The sequence below is a fragment of the Burkholderia sp. MSMB0856 genome (assembly GCF_001524645.2).
In the GTDB taxonomy this organism is placed as follows: domain Bacteria; phylum Pseudomonadota; class Gammaproteobacteria; order Burkholderiales; family Burkholderiaceae; genus Burkholderia; species Burkholderia diffusa.
This window is the reverse complement of record NZ_CP013428.1, coordinates 1,759,970-1,772,413: the sequence shown is the minus strand read 5'-3', so window position 1 is coordinate 1,772,413 and position 12,444 is coordinate 1,759,970. Positions and strand designations below refer to the sequence as shown.

At 66.8% G+C, this 12,444-nt stretch carries 13 protein-coding genes; 6 read left to right on the top strand and 7 right to left on the bottom strand.

All coding sequences use genetic code 11. The features are described 5' to 3' along the window. Positions 1-138: 138 nt before the first annotated feature. Positions 139-762 (bottom strand): HAD hydrolase-like protein, encoded by a 624-nt coding sequence (locus tag WS87_RS25505; RefSeq protein ID WP_059819697.1) that lies wholly within the window; start codon positions 760-762, stop codon positions 139-141. A 75-nt stretch (positions 763-837) separates the two neighbouring features. On the opposite strand from WS87_RS25505, the gene WS87_RS25500 reads away from it, so the two are divergent. Continuing rightward, complete coding sequence (locus WS87_RS25500; RefSeq protein ID WP_059819425.1) at positions 838-1,023, top strand: DUF4087 domain-containing protein; 186 nt, start codon at positions 838-840, stop codon at positions 1,021-1,023. Positions 1,024-1,053: 30 nt separating this feature from the next. Here WS87_RS25500 and WS87_RS25495 read toward each other — a convergent pair whose 3' ends face one another. Beyond that, positions 1,054-1,320 (bottom strand): Txe/YoeB family addiction module toxin, encoded by a 267-nt coding sequence (locus WS87_RS25495; protein WP_012366508.1) that lies wholly within the window; start codon positions 1,318-1,320, stop codon positions 1,054-1,056. Continuing rightward, positions 1,317-1,577: a type II toxin-antitoxin system Phd/YefM family antitoxin gene (locus tag WS87_RS25490; protein ID WP_059526792.1), complete on the bottom strand. Its 261-nt coding sequence runs from the start codon at positions 1,575-1,577 to the stop codon at positions 1,317-1,319. The genes WS87_RS25495 and WS87_RS25490 overlap by 4 nt, the downstream gene beginning before the upstream one ends. Positions 1,578-1,728: 151 nt before the next feature. On the opposite strand from WS87_RS25490, the gene WS87_RS25485 reads away from it, so the two are divergent. Both WS87_RS25485 and WS87_RS25480 read left to right on the top strand, forming a co-directional pair. Continuing rightward, complete coding sequence (locus tag WS87_RS25485) at positions 1,729-2,172, top strand: GNAT family N-acetyltransferase (RefSeq protein WP_059526789.1); 444 nt, start codon at positions 1,729-1,731, stop codon at positions 2,170-2,172. 55 nt (positions 2,173-2,227) lie between these two features. Beyond that, on the top strand, positions 2,228-2,446 hold the full coding sequence (locus tag WS87_RS25480; protein ID WP_006751720.1) for a DUF1653 domain-containing protein: 219 nt from the start codon (positions 2,228-2,230) through the stop codon (positions 2,444-2,446). A 75-nt stretch (positions 2,447-2,521) separates the two neighbouring features. On the opposite strand, the gene WS87_RS25475 is transcribed toward WS87_RS25480, so the two are convergent. Both WS87_RS25475 and WS87_RS25470 read right to left on the bottom strand, forming a co-directional pair. Beyond that, positions 2,522-3,733 (bottom strand): winged helix-turn-helix domain-containing protein, encoded by a 1,212-nt coding sequence (locus WS87_RS25475; RefSeq protein ID WP_059819424.1) that lies wholly within the window; start codon positions 3,731-3,733, stop codon positions 2,522-2,524. A 348-nt stretch (positions 3,734-4,081) separates the two neighbouring features. After that, positions 4,082-5,470 carry an MFS transporter gene (locus WS87_RS25470; protein ID WP_059819423.1) on the bottom strand — a complete coding sequence of 463 codons (1,389 nt, stop codon included), beginning with the start codon at positions 5,468-5,470 and terminating at the stop codon, positions 4,082-4,084. Between the two features lie 331 nt (positions 5,471-5,801). Here WS87_RS25470 and treA point away from each other — a divergent pair, with 331 nt between their 5' ends. Next, a complete protein-coding gene (treA, locus tag WS87_RS25465) occupies positions 5,802-7,517 on the top strand; it encodes an alpha,alpha-trehalase TreA (RefSeq protein WP_059819422.1) in 1,716 nt (571 codons plus the stop codon). A 91-nt stretch (positions 7,518-7,608) separates the two neighbouring features. Here treA and WS87_RS25460 read toward each other — a convergent pair whose 3' ends face one another. Both WS87_RS25460 and WS87_RS25455 read right to left on the bottom strand, forming a co-directional pair. Beyond that, complete coding sequence (locus WS87_RS25460; RefSeq protein ID WP_059819421.1) at positions 7,609-9,093, bottom strand: carbohydrate porin; 1,485 nt, start codon at positions 9,091-9,093, stop codon at positions 7,609-7,611. A gap of 107 nt (positions 9,094-9,200) precedes the next feature. After that, complete coding sequence (locus WS87_RS25455; protein WP_059819696.1) at positions 9,201-9,470, bottom strand: hypothetical protein; 270 nt, start codon at positions 9,468-9,470, stop codon at positions 9,201-9,203. Positions 9,471-10,535: 1,065 nt separating this feature from the next. On the opposite strand from WS87_RS25455, the gene WS87_RS34055 reads away from it, so the two are divergent. Both WS87_RS34055 and WS87_RS25450 read left to right on the top strand, forming a co-directional pair. Further along, positions 10,536-10,673: a hypothetical protein gene (locus WS87_RS34055; RefSeq protein WP_175752182.1), complete on the top strand. Its 138-nt coding sequence runs from the start codon at positions 10,536-10,538 to the stop codon at positions 10,671-10,673. 104 nt (positions 10,674-10,777) lie between these two features. After that, a complete protein-coding gene (locus tag WS87_RS25450; protein WP_059526774.1) occupies positions 10,778-12,424 on the top strand; it encodes an Nramp family divalent metal transporter in 1,647 nt (548 codons plus the stop codon). Positions 12,425-12,444 lie beyond the last annotated feature (20 nt).

Sequence of the window (12,444 nt, the reverse complement as noted above, 5' to 3'; positions counted from 1 at the left end):
GGGCGTACCTGTCGCGCGCATTGTGGCGGCAATTTTTGCGTGCGCGTGTCATCGGCGTTTCATCGTCTTGCGCGGGAAACGCGTCGATTATTTCGCGACGAGACGCGACGCATCGAATGCGCGATGCGCGCTGCGTCCTTACACGCGATCGAGCAATGCGTCGAGATGCGGCAGCAACGGCGTCGCGCAATGCGCCTGCAACGCATCGGCGGCCGTGTAACCCCATGCGACGCCCTGGAAGGCGATCCGCGCGCGGCGTGCCGCGTCGGCGTCGCGGATTTCGTCGCCGACATACAGCACGTCGTCGGGCTGCATGCCCGCTTCGCGCACGAGCGCGCGCAGCCGGCGTGCCTTGCCGAACAGCGGAATGCCGCACGCGAACGTATCGACGCATCGGCTCGCATGCGGGCCGAGCCGGTCGCGCACGATGTCCTCGCTGTTCGACGTCGCGATCGCGATGCGGATGCCGCGCGCGGCGAGCGCGTCGAAGGTCGTGTCGACGCTGGGGAACAGCTTCACGTGCGCGATGCGCGGCCGCATCAGCCGGCGCATGTCGAGCGTCACGCGCGGCACTTTCCACATCGGCACCTCGAGCGCGCGGATGATCTCGCGCGCCGACATGCCGCGCAGCGCCGGACGCAGTTCGGGCGTCGCGTCGCGAAAGCCGTGCATGCGCGACGCTTCCGTCAGCGCCGCGAGAAAGCAGTCGAGCGAATCGGCGAGCGTGCCGTCGAAGTCGAACGCGATGAGTCGATAGGGCATGAAGCGATGCGGCGAGTTCATGGAGCCGGTGACGATATCACCGAATCGAGCCGGATGTGCCCGGGGCGAGGCGGGATGGTCGAGCAGACGCCGGGGGTGTCGCGCGGCTGGGTCGTCACCAACGAGGGGATGCACGGTTACGGCTGCGCATGCCTTGACCTGGAAATCGACTCGCGCACCCGCGAGGTGACGCGGATCGTGGTGGCCCGGCCGCTCCGGTTGAAGCGCTGCAAGACCGATCGGGCGTTGCCGGCTTCATAAGCGGCGGCGGGGACGGAGGCGGGATTGGCACTACGCGTAATGGTAGCGGCAGGACACGATGCTGATCTGAAGATCGTCCGCTTCATAGACCAGACGGTTCGTATCGTCGATGCGGCGCGACCAGAACCCGGACAGATTGGCCTTCAGCGGCTCAGGTTTGCCGATGCCTTCGAACGGCGTCCGTTGGGCTTCGCGAATGAGCTGGTTGATGCGCTTGAGTGTCTTGCGGTCCTGCCCTTGCCAATAAACGTAGTCGTCCCACGCGTCGGAAGTAAAGAGCACGCGGCGTACGCTCATTCATCGTCCCCCGCCAGCTTGTGCTCTTTCGTCTTGCCCTTGCGCAGTTGCGCGATCGAGCGTTCGAGATGAGCGACGTTGGCCGGGGAGCGGAGCAGATGAACTGTCTCCATCAGGCTGTCGTAGTATTCCTGCGACATGATGACTGCGTTCGGCGCGTCGCGACGAGTGATGAGCGTCACGTCAGCGTCGTCGACAACCTGGTCGATGACCGTCTTCAGATTGCCGCGGGCATCCGAAAAGTGAATGGTGCGCATGATTTGCTCAACTTGTACTTGAAATTGTACAAGTATAACATGGGCGCATTTTCTGTACGGATTGTTGTACATGTCGGCTCGGCGTCGCTTGTCGCCCACCCCGTGCCGCGCTATCGTTGCTGCTCCGCCCCCGACCGACCGGAGAGCCGACGTGCCCGCAGCCACTCCCGCCACGCTGAGATTTTCCACCGACAAGCGCGAACTCGACATCGACGCGATCTTCGATTTCCTGCATCGCGATGCGTACTGGTCGCAGGGGATTCCGCGCGATGTCGTCGAGCGCGCGATCGACGGCTCGCTGTGCTTCGGCGCGTATGTGGACGACCGGCTCGTCGGGTTCGCGCGGCTCGTGACCGATCACGCGACGTTCGCGTACCTGTGCGACGTCTTCGTCTTGCCGGCCGACCGCGGCAACGGCTATGGCCGCGCGCTGATCGACCACGTATTCGCGCAGCCGATGGTGCGGAGCCTGCGCCGCATCATGCTCGTGACGACCGACGCGCACGAACTGTATCGGCCGGTCGGCTTCGGGCCGTCCGCGAATCCCGAGCGGCTGATGGAGATTCGCCGCCCCGACATCTACGCGAAACGCTGACGCGCGGCGAGCGCATACAATACGCGCTTTCGTTTTTGCCGAAGGGAAACAGATCATGACCGAACAGGAAGCCGAACAACTCGCCACGCATCGTCACTACAAGGGCGGCCTGTATCGCTATATCGGCGTCGCCCGTCATTCCGAAACCGAGGAATCGGTGGTCGTGTACGAGCATCTGTGGCCGCATGCGCGCGGCCTGTGGGTGCGGCCGGAAGCGATGTTCAACGAGAACCTGCCGGACGGCACCCCGCGCTTTCGCAAGCTGCGCGACTGAGTCGTGGCTGGTGGCGGGAGACGGGCGCGCCGCCGTGCAAGCGCAAGCGGCACGCGCGTCGCCGTTTCGCCGGCGTTACGCGCCGGCCAGCGCCTTCGACAATTCGGGCGGCGCGTGCGCGACCGTCACCTCCGGCGTGCCATGCCACGCAGCCAGCCGTTTCACGGCCTTCGCGACGTCGGCCGCGAGCCCCGTGCCGAACCGCACGCCCGGCTCGACATGCACCGCCTTCAATTCGAACGTTCCGAGCGCGCGATGCGCTTTCGCGTCGACGCGCCCGATCAGCCGGCCGCGATGCAGCACCGGCAGGCAGAAATAGCCGTAGCGCCGCTTGTGCGCGGGCGTATAGCACTCGATCGTGTAGTCGAACCCGAATAGCGTCGACGCGCGCCGCCGGTCCCACACCACCGGATCGAACGGCGACAGCAGCGTCGTGACGGTCGAGCGCAGCGTATCGTCCGCGGCGGCCGGCAGCAGCGCCTCGAGCGAGCGATGCACGTAGGCCGGCTCCTTCCAGTCCGTGATCTCCACCGGAATCAGCTCGCCCGCCTCCGCGAGCCGCTCGAGCTCCGCGCGGTACGAACGGCGCGGCAGCCGGTAGTAATCGGCCACCCAGTCCGCGCGCACGATGCCGAGCGCGCGGCACGTGTAGTCGAGCAGCGCGGGCAGCACCGCGTCGCGCGGCGGCAGGTCGCGCGCATCGTCCCAGTCGGGCAGCACGCGCTCGCGCACATCGTAGATCCGCTGAAAATTGCGGCGTTCCGACACCATCAGGTCGCCGGTCGTGAACAGCACCTCCAGGTGCTTTTTCTCGGGCTTGCGGTCCCACCATCCGTTGCCCTTCGCGCCGTCTTCACGAATGAAATCCGCCGACCGCACCGGCCCTTCGTCGCGAATCCGCGCGAGCATGCGGTCGATGTCCGCGCGATTCTGCTCGTGCCATTCGGCCGCGTATTTCCAGCCCATTCCCGACGGATCGAGCATCTTGTAGCGCATCAGCCCGAATTGCTCGATCGGCAGGAAGCACGCCTCGTGCGACCAGTATTCGAACAGGCGCGCCTCGGCGAGATGCTCGTCGAGCCACTGCGGGGCGAAGTCGCCGAGGCGGCTGAACAGCACGAGATACGGGCTGCGCGCGACGACGTGAATGGTATCGATCTGCAACTGCGCCATCCGGCGGATCGTGTCGAGCACGTCGGCCTTGGTGGCTTTGCGGCGGGGCGGGGTCAGCAGGCCCTGCGCGGCGAGATGCAGCGCGCGGGCAGCGGCGGGCGAGAGCGTAAGCATCGGAACGGCGGCTGAGGGTGGCGGTCGGGCACCACTTTAGCGCGAAAGCGGCGCACGTGTGCGATGCATGCATGCAACGCGTCTGACAATGGTTGACAGATGCGCGGCGCGACTTTCCCTATAGTGCAGTCATGGCGCGACGAAATGTGCGCGCAACGATTCGGCTTCCGACGCACATATGTCAATGGCACGCAGGAAGCAGATCCGGGATTCTCAACCCCCAACGAGAGACCCGGAGCCCTGAGCGGACATCCATGCGGCTGTGCACCGGCCCCGTGTGGATGTCCGCTGATTTTTTTGCTTTTCCCGTTCTTCCGCCGCCTGCCTTTCCCTCTCCAGCCAGCACGTTCATTGCCGCTTGCCGCGCGCGACTTCGTCGCCGGCGCCGGGCGGCAGCCGGCGCGTGATCGGAATCGACGCGAACGAACACAGCCCGACCACGACGAACGCGGGCCAGAAATCCGACCACACCATCGTCTGATGCCCCTGCAGCCAGTGCGACACGTGCAGCACGAGGCCGGCGACCGTCACGCCGAGCCCGAGCGACATCTGCTGCACGACACTGCCGAGGCTCGTCGCGCGGCCTGCATCGGCCTGCGAAATATCCGCGTAGATCATCGAATTCAGGCTCGTGAACTGCAGCGCGGGGAAGATGCCGCCGACCAGCACGATCGTCCAGATCGCCCAGGTCGGCATGCCCGGATGGAACACGCCGTAGGCGGCGATCGCGAGCCCGGCGAACGCGGCGTTGTAGATCAGCACCGTGCGAAAGCCGAAGCGGCGCAGCGTATGGGTGGCCGTCGAGCGGCTCACCGCGCCGCCGAGCGCGGATGCGCAGGTGATCAGCCCGGAGTGGAACGCGCTCATCCCGAGGCCTTCCTGGAGCGCGAGCGGCAGCAGGAACGGCACCGCGCCGAGGCCGATGCGGAACAGCGACCCGCCGACCACGCTCGCATGGTAGGTCGGGATCTTCAGGAAGCTGAGGTCGAGCACCGGGCGCGTCTTGCGGCGCGCGTACGGCACGTAGAGCGCGAGCATTGCCGCGCCGGCCGCGCACATCAGGAGCGCGTTGCCGCGCGACGTGAGCGAGCCGTCGATCAGCGTGAGGCCCATCAGCAGCAGCGCGGCGCCGCTCGCCGACAGCAGGAATCCGAACCAGTCGAGCGGGCCGGGATCGGCCTCGTGCGTGTTCGCGATGTGCTTGCTCGCGAGGTAGATACCGTAGATGCCGATCGGCACGTTGATGAAGAAGATCATCCGCCAGTGCAGGTAGGTCGTGATGAAGCCGCCGACGAGCGGCCCGAGCGTCGGCCCGAACAGCGCGGGAATCGCGAGGTAGTTCATCGCGCGCACGAGATCGGAGCGCGGCACCGCGCGGAAGATGATGATCCGGCCGACCGGCACCATCATCGCGCCGCCGACGCCCTGCACGAAGCGCGCGAACGTCAGCACGCCGAGCGAGTTGGAGGCCGCGCACATCAGCGAGCCGGCGACGAAGATGCCGATCGCGGTGCGGAAGACGGAGCGCGCGCTGAAGCGGTCGGCAAGCCATCCGCAGATCGGGATGAATACGCCGAGGCCGACCACGTAGGACGTGATCGCAATGTTCAGTGTGACGGGATTGTGCCCGAAGTCCCTCGCCATCGCGGGCAGTGCGGTGACGATGATGTTCGCGTCGACGCTTTCCATGAACAACGCACAGGCAACGATGAGCGGTGCTAGAAAGACGGGCGACATGGGCAGGGCGCGCGGTAAAGGCGCCATTATGCCCACAATGTGGTCGTTGCGTCACGCAAGACAATGGTTGTTCCGCATGTTGCAACAGTCGTTCCTGTTACCGCGTGTGAAAGAAGGGACGACTGCGATGCCGGATGCGATTCGTGACATGACACATGACGCACGCCCGCGGTGGCCACCGCGAAACTTGCGTGCGATGCGCGTTTCGTGCGACAGTCGGAACTCATCTGCGTAATACAACGACGCGCATCGATCGACGGCCATCGAGACGAGCGCACGCGCGAACGAGACCCCTGCCGAACCATTCATCATCGAAAGGAGGGGACACGTCATGACGCCACGTCGTGCCGCATCGACCGCATCGCATCCTGCCTCGCATCCGTCCGTTCCCGCGCCGCGTCTGCGCTGGGCCGCCGTCCTCGCCGTCGCTTACCTCGCCGTCGCCGGTTGCGCGGCGCAGGCCGACAGCGCAAATCAGGCCGCGATGCAGGCGGGCAGCCAGTCCGCCGCGCCCGCCACGGCGACGCTCGCGAGCCCGGCTTCCGGCACGCTGCTGCCGCCACCGAGCCAGCTCTACGGCGACCTGTTCGTCGCGGTGCAGACGGCGCAAATCTATCCCGACCAGAAGACCTTCGTCGACGCGACGCCCAACACCGATCCGGCGACGATCGTACAGTTGTATCAGCAACAGAAGTCGCAGCCGGGCTTCTCGCTGAAGGCGTTCGTCGACCAGCACTTCACGCCGCCGCCGGAAGGCGGGGTCACGCCGCCCGCGAACCAGACGCTGCGCCAGCACATCGACTGGCTGTGGCCGCAGCTCACGCGCTCCAACACGACGGTGCCGCCGTACAGCTCGCTGATCGCGATGCCGAAGCCGTACGTGGTGCCGGGCGGCCGCTTCCGCGAAGGCTACTACTGGGATACCTATTTCACGATGCTCGGGCTGCAGGTGTCGGGGCGCGAGGATCTCGTCGACGACATGCTCGACAACTTCGCGTATCTGATCGACACGATCGGCCACATCCCGAACGGCAACCGCACGTATTACGCGAGCCGCTCGCAGCCGCCGTTCTTCGCCTACATGGTCACGCTCGCCGCGCAGGCCGAAGGCGACAAGGTCTACCAGAAATACCTGCCTGCGCTGCGCAAGGAACATGCGTACTGGATGCAGGGCGAAACCACGACGCCGCGCGGGCGGGCGGCGCGCAACGTGGTCGCGATGCCGGACGGCGCGGTGCTGAACCGCTACTGGGACGCGAGCGACACGCCGCGCGACGAGTCGTATCTCGAGGACGTGACGACTGCGAAGTCCGTACCGAATCGTCCCGCTAACGAGGTGTACCGCGACCTGCGCGCGGGCGCCGAAAGCGGCTGGGACTACAGCTCGCGCTGGTTCGGCGACGGCAAGACGCTCGCGACGATCCGCACGACGTCGATCGTGCCGGTCGACCTGAACAGCCTGATGTTCCATCTCGAGACGACGATCGTGAAGGGCTGCGCAGTCACGCGCGACATCGCATGCGTGGCGGATTTTTCCGGACGGGCGGCGCGGCGCGCGGCGGCGATCAACCACTATCTGTGGAATCGCCGCGGCTATTACGGCGACTACGACTGGCAGTTGCGCAAGCCGCGCGACGGCGTGACGGCCGCCGCGCTGTATCCGCTGTTCGCGGGCGTCGCATGGCCAGAGCGCGCGAAGGCGACCGCGCGCGAGGTGCGAAAGACGCTGCTGCAACCGGGCGGCCTCGCGACGACGACCGAGAACACCGGCCAGCAGTGGGACGCGCCGAACGGCTGGGCGCCGCTGCAGTGGATCGCGGTCGACGGGCTGCGCCGCTACGGCGAACCGGCGCTCGCGAAGGACATCGGCACGCGCTTCCTGGCCGACGTGAAGCATGTGTATGCGACCGAAGGGAAGCTCGTCGAGAAGTACGTGGTCGAAGGGGCCGGCGCGGGCGGTGGCGGTGGCGGCGAATATCCGCTGCAGGACGGCTTCGGCTGGACCAACGGCGTCACGCTGAAACTGCTCGGGCTGTATGGCGAGTGACGGGCCGCATGCGTTGCATGCAGGCACGTAAACGGACACGGGCCGGATCGCCGCGCGTGCGGCAGTCCGGCCCGTGTCGCATGCGCGGGTGTCAGAACGTGATCGTCGTGCGCACGCCGACCACCGTTTCGTCGCCGATGCGCGCGCCGGCCGCGTTCGGGTTCGGGATGCCGCCGCCCGGCCGGAAGAAGTGCTGCACGTCGGCCTGCAGTTGCCACCACGGCGCGACCTGATACTGATAGGTTGCCTCGATCACCGTTTCCGCGCGACGCACCGGATAGCCGGGCGTCGTATACGTGCCGGTGTCGCCGTCGAGCGCACGTGCATGCGAGCCGATCTTCGCGTAGCCGATCGCGATGCCGGCCGTATCGTCGTCGCGACCCTTGAACGGCGCCTTGAGTGTCACGCCCGCATTCGCCGCGAAATCGACGACGTTGCGATCGCCCGGCGCGCCCATCACGCGCGCGAACACGCCGACCGAACGCGGGCTGTCCGCCGACGGCCGCCACACCATCTGATCCGCGACCGCATAGAAACCGTAGTTGCCGCGATGCGTGGCGGGGATGCCGTTGCTGGCCGGATTCGCGAGCGACAACCCGTCGGTGCCGAGGCGCGGATCGTTCGTGTGCTGCGACTGATACCAGAAGCCGAGCTTGTACGTGCCCGGCAGGCCGGCCGGTTGCGGCGCCTTCGGGTCGGCCGGCGGCGCGTTCAGCGCGTACTGGAGTTCGCCGATCACGAATGCGCCGCTGCGCAGATTGAAGTTGGTGCCGTGCGCGTTCAGCACCTGCGCGTCGCCGTCGCTGCGGCCGGCCGGGTTGCCGTCGAACACGCCGACCATCGCGGTCCACGCGTCGGCCGGCTTCACGCGCAGCCGCACGCCGAGCGACGACAGCGGATACGCGGGGCCGCCGGACGGCAGGTCGGTCGACGGCAGCACGGGCCAGCCGAACGTCGCGTTCATGAACGTCGCCGCGTACTGGCTCACCATGAATTCCTGGTCGACGCTCTGCTGGCCGACCCGCACGTCGGCCTTGCCGGCGAGGAACGCCTGCTGGTACCAGAGCTCCCACAGCCGCGTGGTCGAATTCGCCTCGATGCCGGTCGCGGTCTGCAGCGTCTGCAAATAGCGCTGCGTGAGGTTGGTGCCGTGGATCTGCAGCGCCGACACGTTGAACGTTCCGCCCGGCAGCCCGACCGCTTTCTCCGTATCGACGTTGAAGCCGAATTGCGTGAGGCCCTGATAGGCGCCGCCGCGCTGCGTGCCGCCCGCGGCGTTGTACAGGTATTCGCTGGTTTCCTGCAGGTTCAGCGTGACGCCGTGATCGCCGAGCACGTCGCGCAGGCCGCCCATGTTGCCGAACAGGTTCGAGCGTTCCCAGAAACCGGTGGTCGCGGGCGCGGCAGCGTCGGCGGCCGGTGCGGGGGCGGCGTCGCCGACGCCGGGCGCCGGCTCGGCCGCGGCGGCCGGCGGCGACGATTGCGCGAACACGGGCGCGGCGGCGAGCGACAACAGCAACGCGGCGAGCGCATCGAGGCGCGGTGTACGCGGTGCGGATTCGAAGCGATTCTTCATGCGGGCTCCGTTGTTTGATTGATTAGCTTGACTGACGAAATGGAAACGTGAAGCGATGGCGCAGGTACGGGCGGCGCGCAGGCATGTGGCGCGTTCCGCATCGCCGTTCATGGCAGCCAGCCCCCGATCCGCCATACGTGCGCGAAGCCGAGGCGCGACGCGGCCGTGCAGAGCAGCGCGACGAGCGCGATGGCGGCCGCCATCGCACCGACCAGCGCGCAATCGAGCGGGCGCGGTGCTTCCGGGAGGTGCGCGAGGGCGCTGCCGCGCCAGTTGCCGAACGCGTGGACGAGCGGCGAAACAGCCGAAACCAACGAGCGGTCGGACGCGACGTGGATGAGTCGCTTGAGTCTGGCCGCGAACGATTGAAAGAACATGACGAACCTCCGTCCGGTCCGGCGCATGCCGGACGACGTGATCGAGCGCGGGTGCATGACGCGACCTGCGATCGGCGGTTGGAACGTAACGGAGCGTGCGACGGACGGGCCGACTATGCCGGCACCGGGGGAAGCGCGCTAACCCGACGAATGCGAGCTAGCGGCGAATGACATGCGTCTGGCTGCTATCTCGCGATGGCTTGGCCGGCCTGGACCGGCATCGAACTGCAACTGGAGCATGTGTCCACGAAGGGACTCCCTTGATGAATTGGGGCGGATTGTAGTCGCGAGCTTTGCTGCGGTGCAAGTAAAAAAGCAGCGGCGTTGCGCGTATTGCGCCGGCAGCAGCACCGCGCGCGAGCCGGCCGACGCCCGGCGCGACCGCCCGCCGGCGGCACGCGGCGACTGTTGCTCGCACGCATCGGCGGCGCGCGCCATGCGACGCATTGAAAGGTTGCGGCGCGTCATTCCGGGCGCGAATCTTTCAGCGTGTAGGGGACGGAAAAAATATTCCCCGGAGGGCGTGCCAGAGGGTTGACTTCCGTTTCGGCCGGTCCATAGAATCCGGCATCTTCACTCTTGGGGCCGCCGCCTTGGACGCCTGCAGTAGTCGATCTTCGAACGAAATTTCCGCCTGAGCGACCGACGTCCGCGCCTCATCGAAGCCGCCGTTTGTCATCCAGGCAAACGGTGCGCGCAGCAGTATTCCGCAGCAACTCCCTACGTGCACCCTGATTCGCGCCGGTTAGCGTGATGCGTTTGCGCATGCGCCATCCGGTTTCGCCGCCGCCCGGCGCGCGGCCGCGTTCGCGCATGCGTTTCGCATGCACCCGAACGGCGGCCCGCGCCGCGCGGCGGTCAATCGTGTTCTCCGGAACACCGCACAGGAGCCGCCGTGAACGACAGTGACAGTTGTCCCTTATGCCCGTTGCACCAACAGACCCTTTTGAACCCGGGTCGCAGGGACAATCCGGCCGACTAGCCTGACACGTCGTTCAGGCCCCGGACTGGCCCCGCGCCCACCACGCGGCCGGCACGCATGCCGTCGCCGCCAGGAGCCAGCCCATGAACTTCGGCCTTCTGCTGTCGAACCTCCCGCACGTCACGGAATCGCGTCCGCATTACGACGCGATGCTGACGCTCGACGCCCGTCCGCGGGTGTTCTCCCGTTTGCTGAACCACCTGAAATCGTTGATCCGCTGAAGAAGCGCCGAGCGCGTCTCGGCATGCGCGCGCGGCCCCGTTCTGCGCGCGTATTCCAAGGCCACACGCTTGCCGGATAAAAAACCAGCCGTACGGAATTCATCATGTCCACGCCATCGAACGTCTCTCCACCGATCGCCGTCGAACGCAGCGCCGTGCTCGACGAAGCCCACCTGGGCGACATCCGCGGCGCGCTCGGCACCATCGCGCATCACGACACCGCCGCGCGCGGCACGTGGTGGGCGCGCCTGCGCACGCTGCTCGCGATCATCGGCCCCGGCCTGATCGTGATGGTCGGCGACAACGATGCAGGCGCATTCGGCACCTATACGCAGGCCGGCCAGAACTACGGCACGACGCTGCTGTGGACGCTGCTGCTGCTCGTCCCGGTGCTGTACGTGAACCAGGAGATGGTGCTGCGCCTCGGCGCGGTCACCGGCGTCGGCCACGCGCGCCTGATCTTCGAGCGCTTCGGTAAGTTCTGGGGCGCGTTCAGCGTAATCGACCTGTTCCTGCTCAATGCGCTGACGATCGTCACCGAGTTCATCGGCATCACGTTCGTGCTGGCTTTCTTCGGGCTCCCGAAGGTTGCGGGCGTCTGCGTGGCGGCCGCGTTGACGATGGCGGCGGTGAGTACCGGCGACTTCAGGCGCTTCGAGCGGTTCGCGATCGTGCTGTGCGTGATGAGCCTGCTGCTCGTGCCGGTGCTCGTGTCGATCCACCCGCCGGTGGCGCAGATGTCGCGCGACTTCTTCGTGCCGAATTGGCCCGCGCACGCGAAGCTGTCCGACGTGATGCTGCTCGTGATCGGCATCGTTGGCACGACGGTCGCGCCATGGCAGCTGTTCTTCCAGCAGAGCTACGTGATCGACAAGCGCATCACGCCGCGCTTCATGAAGTACGAAAAGGTCGACCTGTGGATCGGCATCGCGTTCGTGCTGATCGGCGCGGTCGCGATGATCGGCTTCAGCGCCGCGCTGTTCGGCGGCCATCCGGAAGCGGGCAGCTTCACCGACGCGGGCGGCGTGATCGCGGGCCTCGAGAAATATGCGGGCCGCACGAGCGCGACGCTGTTCGCGGTCGCGCTGCTCGACGCGTGCATCATCGGCGCGGCGGCGGTGTCGCTGTCGACCGCGTACGCGATCGGCGACGTGTTCAAGATCCGCCATTCGCTGCATCGCGGCGTGTCCGATGCGAAGGGCTTCTATCTCGTCTATTTCGGCATCGTCGCGGCGGCTGCCGCGCTCGTGCTGATTCCGGGCAGCCCGCTCGGCCTGCTGACCGAAGCGGTGCAGACGCTCGCCGGCGTGCTGCTGCCGAGCGCGACCGTGTTCCTGCTCGTGCTCTGCAACGATCGCCAGGTGCTTGGGCCCTGGGTCAACTCGACGAAGCTCAACGTGTTCACGGGCGCGGTGATCTGGGTGCTCGTGCTGCTGTCGATCATCCTGACCGCATCGGTGATGTATCCGGACATCAGCGGCGAAGCGATCGTCGACGTGCTGGTCGGCGGCACCGTGCTCGCGATCGCCGGTTATCTCGCGACGGTGCTGATTCGCCGCAACAAGCGTGTCGTCGAGCCGGGCATCGACCGCGCGCTGCGCCCCACGTGGCGCATGCCGCCGCTCGAAACGCTCGAGCCGCAGAACATGACGGTCGCGACGCGCGTCTGGATGGCCGTATTGCGCGGCTATCTGGTGATCGCCGTCGGTCTCGTGATCGTCAAGGTCGTGCAGATGACGCTGCTGAAGTAACGCCGCTCGGCGTGATCGTC

What these genes read in the sequence shown, in the direction of transcription:
- WS87_RS25480 (WP_006751720.1), top strand. Translation starts at nt 2,228, where the DNA reads ATGACCGAACAGGAAGCCGAACAACTCGCCACGCATCGTCACTACAAG.
- treA (WP_059819422.1), top strand. Translation starts at nt 5,802, where the DNA reads ATGACGCCACGTCGTGCCGCATCGACCGCATCGCATCCTGCCTCGCAT.
- WS87_RS25455 (WP_059819696.1), bottom strand. Translation starts at nt 9,470, where the DNA reads ATGTTCTTTCAATCGTTCGCGGCCAGACTCAAGCGACTCATCCACGTC.
- WS87_RS25475 (WP_059819424.1), bottom strand. Translation starts at nt 3,733, where the DNA reads ATGCTTACGCTCTCGCCCGCCGCTGCCCGCGCGCTGCATCTCGCCGCG.
- WS87_RS25500 (WP_059819425.1), top strand. Translation starts at nt 838, where the DNA reads ATGGTCGAGCAGACGCCGGGGGTGTCGCGCGGCTGGGTCGTCACCAAC.
- WS87_RS25450 (WP_059526774.1), top strand. Translation starts at nt 10,778, where the DNA reads ATGTCCACGCCATCGAACGTCTCTCCACCGATCGCCGTCGAACGCAGC.
- WS87_RS34055 (WP_175752182.1), top strand. Translation starts at nt 10,536, where the DNA reads ATGAACTTCGGCCTTCTGCTGTCGAACCTCCCGCACGTCACGGAATCG.
- WS87_RS25505 (WP_059819697.1), bottom strand. Translation starts at nt 762, where the DNA reads ATGCCCTATCGACTCATCGCGTTCGACTTCGACGGCACGCTCGCCGAT.
- WS87_RS25470 (WP_059819423.1), bottom strand. Translation starts at nt 5,470, where the DNA reads ATGTCGCCCGTCTTTCTAGCACCGCTCATCGTTGCCTGTGCGTTGTTC.
- WS87_RS25460 (WP_059819421.1), bottom strand. Translation starts at nt 9,093, where the DNA reads ATGAAGAATCGCTTCGAATCCGCACCGCGTACACCGCGCCTCGATGCG.
- WS87_RS25495 (WP_012366508.1), bottom strand. Translation starts at nt 1,320, where the DNA reads ATGAGCGTACGCCGCGTGCTCTTTACTTCCGACGCGTGGGACGACTAC.
- WS87_RS25490 (WP_059526792.1), bottom strand. Translation starts at nt 1,577, where the DNA reads ATGCGCACCATTCACTTTTCGGATGCCCGCGGCAATCTGAAGACGGTC.